This is a genomic window from Enterococcus sp. 5H (assembly GCF_028128615.1).
GTDB lineage: Bacteria > Bacillota > Bacilli > Lactobacillales > Enterococcaceae > Enterococcus_L.
The window spans coordinates 178767-197866 of the sequence record NZ_AMDP01000021.1; the positions used below are offsets into that span (position 1 = coordinate 178767).

The 19100-nt window shown below is 34.9% G+C and carries 17 protein-coding genes and 1 pseudogene; 16 read left to right on the plus strand and 2 right to left on the minus strand.

What is annotated here, in order from left to right; translation table 11 throughout:
* The first annotated feature begins 98 nt into the window (after positions 1-98).
* From C240_RS09045 to C240_RS09060, 4 genes and pseudogenes are all read left to right on the plus strand, one after another.
* Complete coding sequence (locus C240_RS09045; protein WP_271494479.1) at positions 99-1187, plus strand: DNA cytosine methyltransferase; 1089 nt, start codon at positions 99-101, stop codon at positions 1185-1187.
* A 2-nt stretch (positions 1188-1189) separates the two neighbouring features.
* Complete coding sequence (locus C240_RS09050; protein WP_271494480.1) at positions 1190-1810, plus strand: hypothetical protein; 621 nt, start codon at positions 1190-1192, stop codon at positions 1808-1810.
* On the plus strand, positions 1807-2967 hold the full coding sequence (locus C240_RS09055) for a DUF262 domain-containing protein (protein ID WP_271494481.1): 1161 nt from the start codon (positions 1807-1809) through the stop codon (positions 2965-2967). The genes C240_RS09050 and C240_RS09055 overlap by 4 nt, the downstream gene beginning before the upstream one ends.
* A gap of 186 nt (positions 2968-3153) precedes the next feature.
* Positions 3154-4316, plus strand: a pseudogene (locus tag C240_RS09060) (IS256 family transposase).
* 373 nt (positions 4317-4689) lie between these two features.
* Here the strand turns inward: C240_RS09060 and C240_RS09065 are convergent.
* Entirely contained in the window at positions 4690-5058 is a 369-nt protein-coding gene (locus C240_RS09065; RefSeq protein ID WP_271494482.1) for a hypothetical protein, read from the minus strand.
* 236 nt (positions 5059-5294) lie between these two features.
* Here C240_RS09065 and C240_RS09070 point away from each other — a divergent pair, with 236 nt between their 5' ends.
* The 3 genes from C240_RS09070 to C240_RS09080 are packed head-to-tail and all read left to right on the plus strand — an operon-like array spanning position 5295 to position 6660.
* On the plus strand, positions 5295-5606 hold the full coding sequence (locus C240_RS09070; RefSeq protein ID WP_271494483.1) for a TIGR04197 family type VII secretion effector: 312 nt from the start codon (positions 5295-5297) through the stop codon (positions 5604-5606).
* On the plus strand, positions 5606-5983 hold the full coding sequence (locus C240_RS09075) for a DUF3958 family protein (RefSeq protein ID WP_271494484.1): 378 nt from the start codon (positions 5606-5608) through the stop codon (positions 5981-5983). Before C240_RS09070 ends, C240_RS09075 begins: the two co-directional genes overlap by 1 nt.
* Positions 5974-6660 (plus strand): T7SS effector LXG polymorphic toxin, encoded by a 687-nt coding sequence (locus C240_RS09080; protein ID WP_271494485.1) that lies wholly within the window; start codon positions 5974-5976, stop codon positions 6658-6660. Before C240_RS09075 ends, C240_RS09080 begins: the two co-directional genes overlap by 10 nt.
* A 136-nt stretch (positions 6661-6796) precedes the next feature.
* On the opposite strand, the gene C240_RS09085 is transcribed toward C240_RS09080, so the two are convergent.
* Positions 6797-8287: a helix-turn-helix domain-containing protein gene (locus C240_RS09085; protein ID WP_271494486.1), complete on the minus strand. Its 1491-nt coding sequence runs from the start codon at positions 8285-8287 to the stop codon at positions 6797-6799.
* A gap of 261 nt (positions 8288-8548) precedes the next feature.
* Here C240_RS09085 and C240_RS09090 point away from each other — a divergent pair, with 261 nt between their 5' ends.
* The 9 genes from C240_RS09090 (at position 8549) to C240_RS09130 (ending at position 18835) form a co-directional block, all read left to right on the plus strand.
* Positions 8549-8848 carry a hypothetical protein gene (locus C240_RS09090; RefSeq protein ID WP_271494487.1) on the plus strand — a complete coding sequence of 100 codons (300 nt, stop codon included), beginning with the start codon at positions 8549-8551 and terminating at the stop codon, positions 8846-8848.
* Between the two features lie 59 nt (positions 8849-8907).
* Positions 8908-9753, plus strand: a complete 846-nt coding sequence (locus C240_RS09095; protein ID WP_271494488.1) for a WxL domain-containing protein — start codon at positions 8908-8910, stop codon at positions 9751-9753.
* Positions 9754-9825: 72 nt separating this feature from the next.
* The gene (locus C240_RS09100; RefSeq protein WP_271494489.1) at positions 9826-10884 is read left to right on the plus strand and encodes a DUF916 and DUF3324 domain-containing protein; all 1059 of its coding nucleotides are present in this window, start codon (positions 9826-9828) and stop codon (positions 10882-10884) included.
* A gap of 151 nt (positions 10885-11035) precedes the next feature.
* On the plus strand, positions 11036-13651 hold the full coding sequence (locus C240_RS09105; RefSeq protein WP_271494490.1) for a WxL domain-containing protein: 2616 nt from the start codon (positions 11036-11038) through the stop codon (positions 13649-13651).
* Between the two features lie 25 nt (positions 13652-13676).
* On the plus strand, positions 13677-14357 hold the full coding sequence (locus C240_RS09110) for a DNA-binding response regulator (protein ID WP_271494491.1): 681 nt from the start codon (positions 13677-13679) through the stop codon (positions 14355-14357).
* Between the two features lie 161 nt (positions 14358-14518).
* Positions 14519-15931: a C40 family peptidase gene (locus C240_RS09115; RefSeq protein ID WP_271494492.1), complete on the plus strand. Its 1413-nt coding sequence runs from the start codon at positions 14519-14521 to the stop codon at positions 15929-15931.
* A gap of 558 nt (positions 15932-16489) precedes the next feature.
* Positions 16490-17737 (plus strand): PcsB-like coiled-coil domain-containing protein, encoded by a 1248-nt coding sequence (locus C240_RS09120; RefSeq protein ID WP_271494493.1) that lies wholly within the window; start codon positions 16490-16492, stop codon positions 17735-17737.
* Positions 17738-17958: 221 nt separating this feature from the next.
* Positions 17959-18291: a hypothetical protein gene (locus tag C240_RS09125; protein WP_271494494.1), complete on the plus strand. Its 333-nt coding sequence runs from the start codon at positions 17959-17961 to the stop codon at positions 18289-18291.
* Positions 18292-18352: 61 nt separating this feature from the next.
* Positions 18353-18835 carry a tetratricopeptide repeat protein gene (locus tag C240_RS09130; protein ID WP_271494495.1) on the plus strand — a complete coding sequence of 161 codons (483 nt, stop codon included), beginning with the start codon at positions 18353-18355 and terminating at the stop codon, positions 18833-18835.
* The last annotated feature ends 265 nt before the right edge of the window (positions 18836-19100 follow it).

A 19100-nucleotide genomic window follows, 5' to 3' on the forward strand; every position in this document is an offset into this window, starting at 1 on the left:
TTTAAGATCGTCATAAGAAGAATAAAGTGTTAAAATGTGTAAGTAAAATATTAACTAAAGATGATCAAACAACTATTATAAAGTAAAAGAGGGATATTTTGGAAATAAAAGTTTTTTCTTTTTTTTCAGGTTTAGGTTTACTTGATTTAGGTTTTGAAGCAAATGGCTATAAAATATTAGAAGTTTTTGAATACTATAAACCTTTTTTAGAAGCTTACAAGTATGCACGGGAAGATATGAATATTGAAGCTCCGAAATATGGATATACTCAAAAAGATATTTCGGAGCTCAATAAAGATAAAGAATTTGAAAATAAGGTTTTAGTGGAAAAAGAGGAAAATATTTTAGGATTTATTGGTGGTCCACCTTGTCCAGATTTTTCAGTTGCAGGTAAGAATAAAGGTTCAGAAGGAATTAATGGGAGGTTAACTACAGATTATTTTGAATTAATTAAAAGGAATCATCCACACTTTTTCTTGTTTGAAAATGTAAAGGGGATTTGGAGTACAAAAAGGCATAAAGAATATATTAGAGAAAAAATCTCTGATATGGAAAATGAAGGATATTTGGTTTCTTACGGGATACTAAATTCTGTAAATCATGGTGCTCCACAGAATAGAGAACGATTTTTCATCTTTGGTTTAGACAATGAAAAATCTATCGAACTAGGCATTTATAACCAATTTAATCTTTTGGAAGCAGCTTTATTTACAAATAATATTGACATTTCGCAGTATAATTGGCCAGGAATTGACACTTTTATTGAAGGATCTGACTTACAACCTAATGAGAATATTTTAGAGAATTTAACTGTTGAGTTTTGGTTCAGAAGGAACAATGTTTATGATCATTATAATTCTTTAGATTTTTTTCAACCAAAATCGTTGGAAAAATTTAATACAATTACAGAAGGAGATGTATCCAGAAAATCTTTTAAAAGATTACATAGATGGAGATATGCGCCAACTGCTGCGTATGGCAATAATGAAGTTCATTTACATCCTTATTTGCCAAGGAGAATTAGTGTTGCGGAGGCTTTAGCAATACAATCAGCACCCAAAGAATTAAAAGTGAAAAAAGAACTAAGTATGACAGATAAATTTAAATGTGTTGGAAATGCAGTTCCTTTTTTGCTATCCTCGCATATTGCAGAAACTGTAAGACGATATTTAGAGGGGAGATATTGATTTTGAGTTTTTTAGACAAAGAGAAGGAGGATATTTTAATTGATTTAAATACCATGACATCAAAAGAATTCTATGAGGAGTATGTTATGTGCACTCGAATATGGTATTTTGAAAGTGTGTTATTGCAAAATGAAGTTAAAGAAGTAGATGATTTTAAAAAAATTATTTCTGAAGAGTTTAAGATAGAAAGAAGTGAATCTCATTTAGTTGGGAGCGGAAAATTAGGATTTAGTCTAGCTCCTCATAAAAAATTCAAGTCATTTAAACTAGAGGAATCTGAAGATCAAGAGCTTTCTGACTTAGATATTGCAATAATATCTCCTGAATTATTTAAAGTAACATGGGAATGTTTAAAAGAGTATAAATATGAACAAATAATTAGTGAATATAAGGCATTATCTTCTTCTGTATTTAGAGGTTTTATTAATGATAAAAATCTATTTCAACAATTAGGACTCAATGCTAAAGCAATAGATAGGATTGATAAATGTAGTATAAGATTAAGAGATCATTTTAATATCATTCATCCTATAAATTACAGAATATACAATTCTTGGAGAGACCTTGAATTATATACGCTTAGTGGGATAGAAAGATGTAAAGGAGGGAGCTGTAAAAAATGAAATTTAAGTATACTGAGAATACTAAAACAATTTCTGAGGTCCATAAATTAATAAAAAATGAAGATTTGATAGTTGATCATTCCTATCAGAGGCGAGCTATTTGGAGTGAAAAAGATCAAATCAGACTAATAGAAACAATCCTTTTAAACTATGTCGTTCCCTCTGTTTATTTCTGGCAAAGTGAAATTGATTCAGAAACTGGAGACTCAATAACACACATTGTAGATGGACAACAAAGGCTAAATTCAATTGACCAGTTTGTAAAAGGAAATCTTATTTTAATGAAAAAAGACTTATTAGATGAGGAGGCTAAAAAATTATATGGGGATAAATCTTTTGCCCAACTAACAGAGGACGAAAAAAAAGATTTTTGGGGGTATAAGATATCTGTTATTGAGATTGATCCTAATGCAAATGAAGAGAATGTTATTAAGATGTTTAACAGACTTAATTTGACTGAGTATACATTGAATACTCAAGAAAAAAGACATGCAAATTTTGGTAGTGGTATGTTTCACGAATTTGCAACTGAGTTGTCAGAGAATAATCTGTGGGAGGATATACAAATATTTTCTGCAAGAGATATAAAAAGAATGCAAGACGTTACTTTTTGTGCTAATATAATAATTCTTTCGAAGAGAGGTATTATCGATCAAGCAAAAATTGATGAGCCTATTAATGAAGCTTATGAAAAATATAAAGATAATTATCCAGAGATAAATGAAGATAAAATAATAATCGAACAAGCAATAAAATACTATTATAATATTGTTGAAAAGATAGGTGCTAATAGGTTTATTAAAACAAAAATTCAAGTTTATAGTCTATTTTCATTGATATTTTATATGATAAGAGAGGATATAGAATTTCTTCCAGAACATTATGAAAACCTAAGTATCTTTATTAAACTTTACAACAATCATATAAACAATGATTCGCAAAATATGGGACTGACTAGTGATCAATCAGATCTGTACGATCAAATAAATAAATATAAATTGTCTTCATCAGAAGGTGTTAATAAACTATCTAACAGATCTACAAGATTTTTTGTTTTAAAAGATTTAATATTAAAATCTAAGTTTGATATATCTACCTATGATAGCCTAAATAATATACTTGTAACTATCAAATCAGAAGCAAAAAAGAGAGTGTAAAATAAACTGTGTAAGTAGCGAATTTTAGATAAGCTACTTATACAGTTTTTCTTTTCGTGTAAAGGAAATTCAGATAAAATAAAAATGAAAGGATGCGAGAATATGGCAAGACAGAAAAAAGATCCTAAAACTGTGGAAGTAGCGAAAACCATTCTAGAAAGCTATAATCCTGAAAATGTCGATGACATGCAAGACGCTCTAAAAGATATTTTTGGTCCCTTATTTGAACAAATGCTTCAAGGCGAAATGACGCATCATTTAGGCTACGATATCCACTCAAAACAGGAGAAAGAAACGAACAATCGAAGAAATGGATTTGGCTCTAAGAAAGTAAAAACAAGTTTTGGAGAAGTCCCTATTGATATACCTAGAGACAGAGAAGCCACGTTTGAACCAGAACTTATCAAAAAACGTGAACGTGATGTTTCAGCTATAGAATCAAAGGTCTTATCCATGTATGCCAGAGGCATGTCTCAAAGAGATATCGCTCATACCATTGATGATATTTATGGATTCTCCATTTCTCACGAAATGATTTCTACGATCACCAATTCTGTTCTTTCGGAACTGGAGGAATGGCAAAATCGCCCTTTGGCGAAGTGTTATGCCTTTGTTTTGTGGATTGTATGTATGTGACGTTAAGAGAAAATTATGAAGTCAAAGAATACGCTGTCTATACAATTCTTGGGTATGATTTAAAAGGTAAAAAAGATATTTTAGGGTTGTGGCTGAATGAAACCGAGAGTAAAAACCGCTGGATGCAGATTTTTGATGAATTGAAATCTCGCGGTGTACAGGATATTTTCTTTATGTCTATGGATGGTGTTTCTGGTCTTGAAGATGGTGCAAAATCTATTTTTCCAAAGGTGATCGTTCAACGCTGTATTGTCCATTTAGTGCGTAATGCGCTTCGGTATGTTCCTTATAAAGACTACAAAGAATTTTCTCGGGAAATGAAGAAATTTTATGGTGCTCCTTCGTTAAAAGCTTGCCAGAGTACTTTTGATACCTTTCAAAAACGGTGGTCTCACTACTCTGGTGCTGTAGAGGTTTGGAAACGGAATTTTTCTCATGTGGAACAGCTTTATGATTATGGTAGCGCAGTGCGTAAAATTATGTACACAACAAATGCGGTTGAGAGTATTCATTACAGTTTTAGAAAAGTAACTAAAAAAGGGGCGTTTCCAAATGAAACCGCTCTTTTAAAGCTTCTTTATCTACGAGCAACAGAATTGGAAAAGAAATGGACAGCTGGGTTTATTCCCAATTGGCCGATGGTCTTAAATCAATTAATGGCGAATGAGCAGTTTTCTGAACGCATCAACACTTATAGCTTATATATTTCTTAGTCATTGGAACATCAAAAAGAACATCAAATTTTCCTTTGATGGTAAGGTTTCTTTCGTGTACTCTTTTAACCAAAGTTTATTTAGGAATGATTTAATGTTCTTTTTCGTTCTTGATTTTGTCAGTTACACACTTTAGTTGACAAACCCGCAAAAAAAAGCACGTTAATCTTTATGCGTTTTTCTAAATAAGTGAAATGTGCCTAGAATTTTTTTACTAGGGACATCTCACTTATATTATGATAAAAACAATCCTCTTTTATAACATAAAGAACTCGGCTATCGCAACGAAATTTCCACGTTTTAACCATAAAATAACAACAAAAATGCTGCCCTTATATATAAGATAAAATAACAAAAAAATTTTCTCTACAAATTAAAACTCAGACCAATCATCATCATTTTCCACCTTTTTCCGTTCAGCTTCTTTTTTCTCAGAAGTTTCAATCTCAGTTCGTTGTTTCCGGATAAAGAAATAAAAAATTTTTTTCACTCCGCCAATAATACCTAATTTCTGAATCCCGAAACCAATACAAACAACCGCAGAAGTTAAGAAAAAAATCAGAATTGTAATCGGTGTTGGCTCAGATAAATTTGCTTCAACTACTACCATTAAAAAAGTTCCTACAACTAGTAAAATAGCACCCCAGAATCGATCAGAAGCACGTTTTTTTAGAGCTTCCTGTTCTCGGATAATTTTTCTCATTTCTTTTTTCGATAACCTTCTTCGATCTGCTTTATTCATTTCCCGTTAAACATCCTTTTTTCTTTTTCATAGATACTTTCTGTTAATAGTAGACCATCCGATAAATTAATTCAAGATGCTGAGTAAGAAAGCTTTTTTTGCAAAATTATTGACCATTGATTTGCAAATTTTTTAAATTTTCAAGAAAAATTTGATAACTATTAGATATAAAAATATGCCAAAATGATGATAAGGGATTTCATATATGAAAAGATGAAATAAAGGGGTTTAGGAACATGAGTGAAATTAAAAGTAGCTTAACAGTGGCAGAAGAGATTTCGGTACAATTTAGTCAAGTAGCTAGCGGTTTTTTAGCAGTCAATGAAGTAATAGATACGGCCGAACGAACCACAGTCAGTGGGAATACTAACGCCAAAAATAGTTTAGCTAGCCTTCACAATCGCGCACAACGTTTATCTAATGCACTTACTCGTGATGGCAATAACATCCATTCAGTAGCAAAAGAATTCAGTGCCATTGACCAAAAAATCAAAAACAGCTTTGAGTTATCGCCATACTCATCTTCATTAGGAGGTGGCAAAAGCTGATGAATATAGAAGAAAAAGAATTAAAAATTAACCAAAAAATCCGACAAGTTAGTTTAGCACAAGAACTTAAAAGCCGTGAAATTAGAGAATTAGAAGATTTAGAAGCAGATTATTTTTCTATCCATCAACAAGAACAACGGTATTACCAAGAGTTAATTGGCAATAATTCGGGATCAAAGTATGTGAATCATTTTATCGAATTAGATGAAGAAGCCAATCACCTACATCAAATTGAACGTCAGCGCCTAGAAGATATTGCCGAACGTTTAGTCGATGAAGAAGTTGCCTTGCGAATTAAGGAAGATGATTTATATAACGAAAGAAAGCACTTATTTTCTGATCCGGAAGAAACGGAGGAAAGTAACTCATGGGTTTAGACTTTTATATAAGTGAAGTGAACACTCAAAGTGCCGCTGCAAAACAATTAGCCAACGACTATATTCAATTTTGTAAAACCCTGACTGACAGTGTTGAAAACTTTATGAATGCACCACTTTCGGGAAAAACATATGATTCAGCTAAACATTATTTTTCGACAGTCTATCCTCCATTAGCCAGCGGATTTATCCTAACGTGTGAGGCATTAATTGAGGCACACAGCAAATTTCCCGAAGAATTTCAATCAACCGTTGATACATGTGATGTGATCGAGGAACAAATCAAAGCAGAAATTGCCCAAGGTCAAACCTTGTTAGAAATGATAGCAAGAACAATGGACAAAGAAAAAGAACCCAATTTACGCACAGAACAACGTTATATGGGCGTTCAAAGTTCCATTCAAAAAAATCAAGAGAAATTAGCAAAACTATATGAATTTAATGCAGACTCACCTAATTTATTTGCAGCGTTTGAAGCACAATTAGCTAATTTAGATGCAGGTTTGGCGGAAGTTGAAAAAGGCAATGCGTGGAATCAAGGTTCAGGAACATTTGATATAGGACAGATGAATTTAGCTTGGAGCAAATCAATCAACCAAGAGTGGGACAAACGCCAGAAGAAGATTGATGTATTAAGAGCTGAAAAAGTAATTAAGAGCATAGAGAACGACTTGTGACCTAGTTTTTTCAGAGGGACTAATTTTAGTAGTTGCCAATTAGTGAATACTGACAGCGACGATTGTATCATGGTGAAAATAGCAAAAATGGCATTCCTATCCGATTTAATAGATAGCAATGCCATTTTTGTATAAACTAAATATCGATATCTACACTAAATGTGGTTTTATATTTTTTGCTCACTCTAGGATCAATATACTGAACTAATTTATTCCAGTCTGCAGCTGTTGGGATATAGCTAAATAATAAATAGTGAACATCTTTCGGCAAATCAAAAATATATTCACTAAAGTTTGTAACTACTAGCTGAATGGATAATCTATCAATTTCTTCTTCTAATAAAGTATGTGCATGGAAAAAGTACAGCGTATGGTTGGATGGAATATACATATGTGTAAGTTCTTCAAGCACAGTAGTAACTTCAGTAGGTCCTTCAAATAAAAAAGCAATATTAACATGTTTAACAGTGCTCTTATATATTAATCGGATGCTAGCTAAAAGTAAGTTATTTTCAAACTTAGCAGGCGTAGTATGCCAAAAGCCATCTGGATAATTCGAAAGAAGCTCCTTTAATGTTTTTAGTTCACTTTGGTAATTTGTTTCAAAATAGTTTGTGACTGATGGTGGAAAAAACAAACATGTAGGAGAAGCTTCATTTTTCAAATAATATAAATGGAAAAAAGATTGAAGATAATTTTTAGTTAAAGTATCCATTGTAATATCCAGTTCTTTACAGAAATCATGAATTAATGGCGAAAATATCGCATCTAAGTCGCGGCTATTGGTTGAAGATAGAAGTAATTTATCATCATAAGAACCTGAATCTAAAAGGATTAACATTAAATAGGCTAAATCAGAACTAGGTAAATCAAGTTCGGTCTGTTTTTCAAAAGATAACTTTAGCTCCTGCATTGCATTAGCTAAATTAGAGTTTAACAAAGTATCGATAATATCATCACTTATTTTTAATTCATAACCTAGACTAATTCGTTGGTACGTAATAAATAGTAGATAGGCCAACTTATAATGTGGGACATTTAAATGCAGATAATTAAATTCGGTCATTGATAAGTTGCTCACAACATTATTAATTAAAATAGAAGGGAGGATAAAATGTGGTAACGTATCTTCTTCATAAAAGATGACCAAAAAGAAATTGCGGATATCGATTTCCTTACCTTCGATAAACAATAAAGATTGATAATTTATGTTTAATTGATAATGTTCAAGAATAGGTTCAACTTTCTTCAAATAAGAAATAAGAGTTCTATCAGATAAGTATGAACGGTCAGCCCATTCAAAGATTGAAAGTTGATCTCCATAAAATATACCTGAAAGAATCGTTAGAATAGGTTCATATTCTAATAGTTCTTTTTTTTTATCCAGATACGCTACCTTGTCATTAATTGTGAGTGTAAATCCATTAGTTGAAGATGTAATGGAGGCAGTTTGCTCAAAATAAGTTTTAATTTCACTAATATTCGATGTGATTGTCCTTGGAGAACTTTCAAGGAGGTTAGCTAATTCTTTTGTAGACAAACTAGATGATCGCTCTAAGTTAGCCAATATTTGAAACCATCGTTTGTTGTTAGTGTTAACCAGTAATTGCAGTTGAGTAGTATTCATAATTGTACCTCCGTTCACTACTATTGTATCTTGAATATTTAAATTTATCTAAGAACATGTTTTGCTAACCCCTTAGCAAAAACCTTCGTGAAGTGAAGCAGAATTTTTGATAAATTAGTTCATGTAGGCAGCGTCAAACAGTTTAGACAAGCAAGTGACTGAGAAGTATGTTGGTGCCTGCGCTAACAAAATTTACAACTAGCAGGAAAGGAGTGCTATATGAAAATAGAGCGGTTTTTCTTTTTGACGAAAGCCATAGGAGTGTTTCTTCTGTTTTTATTGATAAATCCATCGATTACAGCAAAAGCAGAATCTGTTTCTTCAACTGAAACAGAAAGTGTTGTGAGTTTCTATGGTAAATACGAGTCAGAAAGTGAACCACAACCCAATCCGCCGGATGGCGCTCACCTTGATACGCCCAATCAAACAATAACTAAACCTGGTGGCGGAAAGTTACCACAACTAGGGCAGCTGGTTCAGTACCAGTGGTTAGGAATAGCTATTTTGGTAGTAGGACTTATGATACATAACCGCAAACAGCGCTATGGTAGAGTCAGTTAACAAAATATTAAGTAACAGAAAAACAAAAAAATAAAACAGTGAAAAGAGGACATTTACACATGAAATTACTAAATTTAGCAACAATCGGATTATTATCAACAAGTATCTTAGCAGGCGGCGTAACAGCCTTTGCAGAAGAAGTACGTAACGTAACAACGGATGGTGAAATTTCATTTACTGCTGTTGATGAAGATGGAGAAGGTGAAGATACAGAAGTTATTCCTCCAGAAGGTGAAGATGGACCGGATGTTGAAATCCCCCCTGTAGAAGGACCAGATGGCGGAAACAAAGGACCGTTAACGATTGCTTATGCGCCAACTATGAACTTTGGTTCACAAGTAATTTCTAATCAAGATAGAGCATATAGTATGGTTGCAGAAATGCAGCAATTAGCTGGAACAACTGGTGATGAGAACAAAGTACCATATACAAGTTTTGCCCAAGTTCAAGATACTCGTGGAACGAACGGTGGTTGGGATTTACAAGTTAGCTTAAGTAACTTTACTTCAGGTACGCAAAACGGAACGTTGACAGGTGCAGAAATTTCATTGCGTGATCCACGTATTCAATATGAAGGAAGCAATGCAGCTAACGCTCCAGCAGCGCATGCAAGTAGATTAAATTTACGCCCAGGTACAGGTTCTGTGTCAGTAATGACTGCGGATCCAACAAAAGGGGCAGGGGTTTCATCAGTAGTATGGGGGAACCAAGCTGATCTTGATGAACAATTTGAAGATGATGATGTAGATGTTGTCAAAAATGATGCGATTGTATTGTCAATTCCAGGCTCAACTGCGAAAGATGCTGCAACGTATAGCTCGACACTAACGTGGGAATTAACAGCGACTCCTGGGGATGACGTAGATGAAGACGACGAAGAAGATGAAGATGACACAGACGCATAATTAGTTTTAGTTAAATATTAAGAGCAGCGTTACATATAACTGTAGCGCTGTTTTTTCAAAAAGGATGGTTAAATGACTATACATAGAAATCGAAAAATCAGTAATTGGTTCGTGAAGTTGAGTATTATTATGATCAGTTTCATTGGTTTGTTTCCATTGAGTGCACAAGCGGAAGAAGGAACCCTTAAATTTCATGTAACACCTGAATTTCCCAAGAGCCAAATAGAAGATTCCACAAGCTATTTTGATCTAAAGATGAATGTAGGAGAGACAGAGACATTGACTTTAAAGCTTCAGAACGCAGGAAGTGAGCCAGTTAAAGTACAAATCACGCCGCACACTGCCTACACGAATGTGAATGGGGTAGTTGAGTATGGAAAGGATGCGGAAGTACCTGATTCAACATTAATTTATTCAGTAGAGGAACTAATTGAAACACCGGATATCATAGAATTAGCAGGAAATGAAGCGAAAACAGTAACACTAAACTTACAGATGCCTGATGAAGAGTTTGAAGGACTGTTAGCGGGTGGTTTACGAATTGCGGAAGTAACGGAAGAAAGTGAAGTAGAAGATACTGGTGAAGGCGTAGCCATAAAAAATGAATTTGTCTATATCATCGGAGTCGTTTTAAGGAATGATCGTACATCTGTCCAGCCGGATTTAGAGCTGTTAGATGTATTTGCGGATCAGTTAAATGCCCGAAATGTAATTAGTGCGACGATCCAGAACTTTACGCCAACCTTTGTCAATCGTTTAGCTGTGGAAGCCACTGTTCAAAGAGAAGGTGAAACTGAGGTACTGTATGAAGCCCATCAAGAACAAATGCAAATGGCGCCGAATTCATATTTTGATTTTCCTATCTCATTAGAAGGAGATCGTTTTAGAAGTGGCACCTACGTCTTGAACATGACTGCTCGCTCTGGCGAGCATGAGTGGACGTGGAGTGAAACTTTCACGATTGATGCAGATCAAGCACGTCGATTGAACCGAGAAGATGTGACGATTGATACGAGTATGAATTGGTGGATGATTGGCGCACTGATATTACTGATAGCTGTGATTATCTTAGTAGTGATTCTTTTGGTTAAACGAAAAAAGAAACCTAAAAAGAGGAAAAAAACGAAGTAAGATCAGGGTGAATTGGTTAGAAATGAAGATGTGATGAATAAGTAGTCTATAAACAAAAACCTATAGTAATACTAACGTCATATACAAGCTGAAATTCGATAGGCAAAATGATTGAATGAGGCTGAACAATAGCGGAAGGATGATTGAATCAATGAACAACGGAAGAAAAAAACATTCTGTAAGGCGAATCGCTCTACTCTTTATATGCTTGTTAGTTGTAGGCTATTTGTTTACAGGCGCGGATTTGTTTGCGCGAGAAGAACAAGAAGAAGTGGACTATAACGAACCAATTGACTCTGAAATGTTTACAGAACACCCGATTCAATTAGCAGGTTTTAATGAACTACCAGCCCCAGTAGAAGATGAGCGATTGGTTGAGAATTTAGATGAGCCGATTCAAGAGTTTTCGTTTGTGAATAAGACTTTTCGAACCACAGTTGATCAGTTAATTTTGGTGCGATTTACGAGTAAGTTGGCCGCGGATAAAGTTCTAATTCGTATTCCGACAGAAGGTAATGTCCTAACCACACATTTCTCAAATGGTGAATCGATTCACCATTCTCATGGCGAATATTGGACTTTACAAACCCAGACCAAGCAAATCGAATTTGAACTCCCTGTGGCCTTTGTTTCTGCTGGGCAGTATTTTCTGACCATTGATCATGATGCAGATCAGTTTTACTTGGAAGTGGAAGAGGTGAAAGAAAGCTTTCAACCAGAAAAAGAGGACAACACGAACGGGGAAAAAGAACTCTCTGGTGAAGAAGGACAATGGGATACAGAAAATCACGCCTCAAAGGAAATAAATGATCAGGAAAAGCCTCCGTTGCTTGAAGTCGTAGAGCATTATCTGACGATTTCAGACAATCTACTTGAGTTAGAAGATGCCCGTGTTTTAGAAGAGACCCGAGATCCTCAAGAGCGCTCAACAAGTAATGTTGGAAACTGGACTCAATTTCGATCTGCTTGGAATAATTCATCGACTACTGTGATTCGGATTACTAGTCTGATAAGTGCTGGATCTCTTTCGTTAAATGCAAGATCCACATCAGTTATAGTATCTGGAAGCAATTTGAATTTTGAAAATACTGGACATAGCTTAGTGATGAATGGTTCAGCAAATCTTCAGTTAGCTATTGGAGTAATTTATGATCGACCAGCTAACTTAGGAAGAGATTCTAGAACTTCTCCAATAATTGTTCATAATGGTAGTGGCACAGTTGACCTTTCTAGGTGTAGTTTAGTTATGATAACTGGTACAGCAAGTTCTGCAATTGTTGGACAAAATATAAATGTCGTAGACTCATACGAAATAAGGGCTCAAAATGCTAGTAGCTCTTCAGCGACAGTTAGAGCTACAGCAATTCAAATTCTCCGTGGTGGTACATTGAACATATCATACTCATCTGGGATGGTAGGATATATAAGCTCTAGTGCTGGATCAGGATTAAAACCGATTCTTTCTGATTCCACTAGTACAATAAATATTGAGTCTTCTCGAACTACGATGTCAATCCCAATTGATTCAGGGCATGGGCCATTAAATTCCTGGAATAGTGTACATGCTAAATTAGGCGGGCTTAATGGTGAAACAGTCCTGCATAGTGATGCTAATCCCAATGATTTTCATGAAAGATATCCAGTTACATTCAACGACCCTCAGTATGGAGCACTAATTTTTAACGCAACTGGCTCTGACTGGATAAACCCACCAGTAATGTCTTATGATCTTGCTTTACATGCTAGTCCCATTGAAGCAGGAAGGCCTACTTCGGAAGTGACTACTATAGATCAAGGAGCCACGACAATAATTACTGCAAATCCGAATCAAGGATATAATTTTGTCCACTGGGAGATTGTTTCTGGTATAGGATCAAGTATCGCTTCATTATCTTCTGAGACAACAACTTTCACAATGGGAAACCAAAATACAGTTGTTCGCGCAGTTTATGAAGAAAATCAAGCAAGTGAAGTTCATGTGTATCATACTGATCGAGATGGCCGTGAATTGATCGAACCAGATATTCTTACAGGTTCTATCGGTGAAGCATACCAAACTAATCCAGCAGAAATTGAAAATTATCAATTGGTTGAGACCCCGGACAATGCCTATGGTCATTATACAGATGAAACGATTTCCGTTGTCTATGTTTATGATATCGCAAAAGTAACTCCTGTAGATCCGCTAGATCCAGAAGTTGAAATTAATCCGGAAAATAAACCGGAACTTCCGGAAAATCAAGGGCTATTAAGCATTGATTTTGCTTCAAAATTCCAATTTGGCAGACAAACAATTTCAGCACAAGATCAGCAGTATTATGCAGAACCACAACGACTACTGAATGAAGATGGAGAAGTGAATGACGAAGAACGTCCAAATTACGTTCAAATTAGTGATCGTCGTTCAGCAGATGAGCGAGGAGGCTGGCAATTGGCAGTTACACAAAATACGCCATTTATAAGTGAACAAGAACAAATCTTAGCAGGCGCCCGTTTACGCCTTACGAATCAGCAATTAGCAACAGCACAAAATGGTACAGCACCAGAGTTCCAACAAACCAATCCCTTATCCTTAGTACCAGGAAGTAGAAGAATTTTATTAATGGCGCAAGGCGACGAAGGTACAGGAACGTGGATTTATCGTTTCGGAGATGAGAACAGCGCTGGATCAAGCGTCGTTTTAGATGTACCAAGAGGTGCAACACCAGATGCGACATCATACAGCACCACATTAACATGGGAACTAAGTGCAGTTCCAGGTAATTAGAAAGATCCAAAGGAGACCGTACTGAATGTACAATATAGCAGTATTTAATAGAAAAAACCATCCGATTCTTATTTCTCAAAAATTAAAACTAATTGAAGTAGCTGATGAAAGTCAGTTGCTTCATCAGTTGAATTTTATTGATGGCGTTGTAATTCATCGCTCTGAAGGAGAAGATCAAAATAAAGTACTTGAGTTATTATTAAGCATTAAGCGCCAAAAATATTTTCCGATCTGGATTAGAGAAGAAAATGGGGATCGGTTGATTCGTAAAGTGGCAATAGAGCTGGGCGCTTTGTCGGGCTTTGATTCTACATCTTCCTCAGATGAAATTGTTCGGGTCATTGAAAATACACTTCATTTAATTTACCAAAAGAGATTGGTAGATTCTGGAGAGAACGAGAAGGGGACTGAAATTGGGCTAAACGAGCTGAATCTTAGTATAATTATGCCGAATAATACAGAAATTCGTTTGACACAGCTAGAGTATAAATTAGTATCATTATTAGCGAGTAATAGGAATCAAGCATTTGTTTACGAAGATATTTACAAGCATGTGTGGCCCTCTGATAATGAGATGAACACGGGTCACAAAAAATATCGAATTGCTAATTTGGTATTTCATACAAGAGCCAAATTAAAACAACATAAAGTCAATCCGAACGTTTTGCAAACAGTTCGATCTGTGGGCTATCGACTAAATATATAGAAAACCATTTCTATAACAAGCGTTCTCTGAGTTGCAATACAGTTGCAATCAAATTGTGATCTTCTATCAGTTTTTGTTCATCAGGAAATGTGTTACAATTTTGTTATCACAAATACATAAGTGATAAAAATGAACTAACTAAAAACTAGGAGGAAAACGGAGTGAGAAAAAAATTATTTTCGTCTGTGCTACTATGCTCATTAACACTGGCTACTATTACCGCCCCGGTTACTACCTTAGCCGATAGTTTTGATCAAAAACTAGCAGAAAAAAATCAAGAAATTTTAGACTTACAAAACAAACAAGCCAGTACGCAAGAACAATTAGCTGCATTAGAAGGTGAAGTTGGACTTATCAATGAAAAGGCCCAAACTTTACTAGCGGAACAAGCAGAAATAAGCAAACAAACAGCTGAATTACAGCAAGAAATCAAAAATTTAGAAGTGCGTATTGAAAAACGTGAGGAAGCAATCCGCAACCAAGCAAGAGACGTTCAAGTGAACGGACAAGACGCAAGTGTTCTATCAGCCATTTTAAATGCTAATTCTTTTTCTGATGCAATTAGTCGTGTCCAAGCTGTCACAACAATGGTAAATGCCAATAATGATTTAGTTATCCAACAGAAAAAAGATAAAGAAAATGTAGAAGCTAAGAAGTCAGAAAATGACCAAAAATTTGCTCAGTTAAATGAAAACCAAGCCGTTTTAGAACAACAAAAAGGCGAGTTGGAAAAAAGCCAAGCAGACTTAGCGGTAGTAAAAGCTGATATGGCTTTACAACAAGCAACAAAAGAAAGTGAAAAAGAAGAAATCAGCCAGCAAAAAGCAAGCGCTGAAGCAGAACAAGCCCGTATTCTTGAAGAAAACCGCCTGATTGAACAAGCGGCTAAAGAACGCGAAGCAGAACAAGCTGCGGCACAAGAAACGCCAGCTTCTACGACTGAAAGTGAAACAGAATCAACCAATACGGCTGAAGCTGAAAACGATCAGCAAGTTTCTGAAGATACTGTAGAACAAGAAACAGCTAATACGGAAGAAGAAGTTGTTACTTCACCAGAAAGTACAGACAATACTGAAGTAGCCGTTACAAATCCTTCAGTAACACCGCCTGTAAGTGAAGGAACTGGAAATTCTACTACAGATTCCAGCCAAACAACACCGTCACAGCCTACAGCTCCAGTAGAAACTGAAAAACCTGCAACACCAGCGCCGCCAGCTTCAAGTAATGGTTCGGCAATTGTTGCAGAAGCGTATAAACATATTGGAAAATCTTATGTTTGGGGAGCAAAAGGCCCGGATTCATTTGATTGTTCTGGTTTTACTCGTTACGTTTATCTACAAGTGACTGGCCGTGATATTGGCGGTTGGACGGTTCCTCAAGAAAGCGCAGGAACACAAATTTCAGTATCACAAGCACAGCCTGGAGATCTTTTATTCTGGGGTTCTCGTGGTGGAACATACCATGTAGCAATTGCAACAGGTAATGGTGGATATGTCCATGCTGCTAACCCTGCTCAAGGTGTTTTAACAGGTTCAGTTTCAAGTTGGGCACCTGATTTTGCAGTACGTATGTAATAAAGTAGATAATTTTTATCGATAGAAATGACGTTTCAATAATAATTTTCTAAAAAGAGCTTATCAGTGAGTGAAAGATTTCATCATTGATAGGCTTTTTTTTTTGCTTTAAGAAGACTTTAGAAATAATACCAATCCTTTGTAATAAAATTGTAAAAACAAAAAAACAGAAACCATGAGAACCTCAATGATTTCTGTTTTTTTCTTGAAATTTAACGGTTATTTTTTGAATGGTTAACCCTATTGCCATTATCATACCAACGATTGTCGGTGCAACAATGAAACTAAAAAATTCGTAGACCATAATGTCTCCCTTCTGGTCAATGAACCAAAAATGAGTATAGCATAAAAATAAAAGTCAGTATAGAGCTCTATTTTCAGATTGTCTTTGTTTGCTAAAATAGTTTAAAAGCCTTAGAATAATAGAGACCGAAAAAATCATGTGACTACTTGGATTGCTATTTTTAATTTAAGTGTAATATTTTTGTCTTATGATATTAAAACAACTATGGTAAAGTAAGTAAATAATGAGATTGGGTATAACAGGAGGATATAAGTGTGAAGAAAAAAAATCTATTTATGACATTTTTATACATAAGCAGTGTAGCTTTAACAGCTGTGCCGCTGACATCAATGGCTGAATCAAATTCTCAAGCTATTGATAATAAAGATAAGGAAATTTCAGCTTTAAAATCACAACAATCAGAAGTGTCACAACAAATTTCTTCTTTAGAAGATGAAATAACAACAATTTATGACAAAGGAATCGATTTAAACCAACAAAAAACAAAATTAACGCAGTCTTCTGAAAAATTAGAAAAAGAAATTACAGATTTAAATGCCCGTATTGAAAAACGTACCGAAGCAATTCAAAATCAAGGAAGAAATGTTCAAGTTAATGGTCAAGGTTCAAAAATGCTGGACATTGTTTTAAATTCGGAGTCAATTAGCGATGCAGTAGGTCGTATTCAAGCAATTTCGAATATTTTAACAGCCAATAATGATTTAATAAAACAACAACAAGAAGATAAATCAGCGGTAGAAACCAAGAAATCTGATATCCAAGAAAACCTTAAATCTGTAGAGAAAGCTAACGAGCAACTTTCAAAAGAGAAAGAAAATTTAATCGCAAAACAAGCAGATTTAAATGTATTAAAAGGTGACATCGATTCTCAAACTTCAAGTGCTGAAAACTCTAAGAACACTTTATTAAAAGAACAACAAGATGCCCTTAAAGCACAAAAAGAAAGTGCAGCGAAAGCTGAAAAAGAGAAAAAACAGGCTGCAGCAACAGAAGCTACAACAACTGCTAAAGCAGAACAAGCGTCTTCTGAATCAGAAACTACAGCAGCAACAGATAGCCAAACAACAGCATCAAATAATACAAATGAAAGTACTAGCAATAATAATAGTTCAAATCAAGGAAATACGACGGCACCTGTAACGCCACCAACAGTTACAACACCACCGTCTAACTCTTCTGATGCTACATTCCAAGCTTTGAATGCTTTGCGAGTAGCACACGGCTTGCATCCAGTAAGTTGGAGTGATGGCTTAGCTGCGTCTGCTGCTGGAAGAGCTGCAAGTATGCAAGATTATCAAGTACCAGCTGACCATTGGAATAGAGGCGATGAAGTGATTGCCTTTATGTTTGCTCCAGGAAATTCAGTAATTATGGCTTGGTACAATGAAACAAATATGACTTCTCCATCAGGTATGGGACATAGAAATTGGGAATTAAATCCCAATATGACTAGCGTTGGTTTTGGTTATGCTGGAGATGTTATTGTTGGACATTCTGCATAGTCTTGTTTAATCAAATAAATATCAATTATCTATAAAAGAAAGTGTGATCCTGACTGTTTATTTAAAGTAAGGGTTGCGCTTTTTTGTTGTTCATAAAAATTTTAAGCTAACCAGTTGGCAATCTTACATAATTGGAAGTTACCAATATTTTTATTGAAAGCTATAATATAAAGATGGGGGCTTAAAAAATAGCTGACAAGGATAAAAAGGGGAGTGTTACTATGCTTAAAAAGGAGTCACAAAAGCGTTTGTTGTTTGTTTTACTTTTAATATTGCTACCAATAATTATCGGATTTATTTTTGGTTTATTTGTAAAAATTCCTACTCTTTACATAATAAGTGCGTTTTATGCACTCATGCTTATATTTATGATTCCTTCTGATGTTTTTTCCAGAAGTAGTTTAGACTATACGATCAAAACAGTCAATCCAACGTATAAACATGAATTACCAAAGATTAGTGGATTTGAAAATAAGAATCAATTGATTGATTTTCTGATCGTGGCGGTGATGTTTGCTATTTGCTTGTTGATAGTTTTCTTGACGACTTCTTGATATAATAGCTGAAATATATTGGTTCTACAGTTCTTGAATTCATAGAAAGGGCAGCAGGGAAATGGAAAAGAAAATAGAGACAGCTTTATCACTTAGAAAAAATGGTGAGTTTATAAAATCAAATCAGCTATTACTTGAATTAGTACAAGAAAATAAAGATAGTCCTTATTTGAATTATCAAGTTGCTTGGAGCTTTGATATCATGGAAAAGGAGAACGAAGCAGTTTTTTATTATGAAGCGGCTATAAAAAATGGATTGAGCGGGACAGATTTAGAAGGAGCTTATCTTGGGTTAGGTAGTACTTATAGGACACTAGGTCAATATGTATTAGCAGAAAAAACATTAACTAAGGGAATGGAAGAGTTCCCAGAAAATAATGCTCTTAAGGTTTTTTATTCAATGGTATTATATAATTTAGAACGTTATTCTGAAGGAATGGCTATTTTATTGTCCTTACTTTCATCAACTTCTGGAGATAAAGACATTGTTGAATATAAAAAAGCAATTATGTTTTATGCAGATAAGTTGGATAAAATTTGGTAAGTATAATATTTAAAAATTAAGCGTACGTATTATGTATTCTTAATTTAAAGGAGGGTCAGTCAGAAAAGGCTGTTTCTGATCCCGTCGTAAAATGTGAGGTTGTGACAAAAGTCGTTTAGACTTGAGCAATTGGACTAAAACCCGCACAATGCGTTTTTATGCATTGTGCGGGTTTTAGGAAATTGTCGAAGCTACGTCATATACATTATAAAACTGAATGAACAGCGGAAGTAAAAACAATTCTGCCAAAAGTAAGCTTTTAGCA

Coding starts and splice junctions, on each gene's coding strand:
- C240_RS09075 (WP_271494484.1), top strand. CDS start 5,606: ATGAATATAGAAGAAAAAGAATTAAAAATTAACCAAAAAATCCGACAA.
- C240_RS09065 (WP_271494482.1), bottom strand. CDS start 5,058: ATGAATAAAGCAGATCGAAGAAGGTTATCGAAAAAAGAAATGAGAAAA.
- C240_RS09080 (WP_271494485.1), top strand. CDS start 5,974: ATGGGTTTAGACTTTTATATAAGTGAAGTGAACACTCAAAGTGCCGCT.
- C240_RS09085 (WP_271494486.1), bottom strand. CDS start 8,287: ATGAATACTACTCAACTGCAATTACTGGTTAACACTAACAACAAACGA.
- C240_RS09055 (WP_271494481.1), top strand. CDS start 1,807: ATGAAATTTAAGTATACTGAGAATACTAAAACAATTTCTGAGGTCCAT.
- C240_RS09100 (WP_271494489.1), top strand. CDS start 9,826: ATGACTATACATAGAAATCGAAAAATCAGTAATTGGTTCGTGAAGTTG.
- C240_RS09125 (WP_271494494.1), top strand. CDS start 17,959: ATGCTTAAAAAGGAGTCACAAAAGCGTTTGTTGTTTGTTTTACTTTTA.
- C240_RS09070 (WP_271494483.1), top strand. CDS start 5,295: ATGAGTGAAATTAAAAGTAGCTTAACAGTGGCAGAAGAGATTTCGGTA.
- C240_RS09095 (WP_271494488.1), top strand. CDS start 8,908: ATGAAATTACTAAATTTAGCAACAATCGGATTATTATCAACAAGTATC.
- C240_RS09130 (WP_271494495.1), top strand. CDS start 18,353: ATGGAAAAGAAAATAGAGACAGCTTTATCACTTAGAAAAAATGGTGAG.
- C240_RS09105 (WP_271494490.1), top strand. CDS start 11,036: ATGAACAACGGAAGAAAAAAACATTCTGTAAGGCGAATCGCTCTACTC.
- C240_RS09110 (WP_271494491.1), top strand. CDS start 13,677: ATGTACAATATAGCAGTATTTAATAGAAAAAACCATCCGATTCTTATT.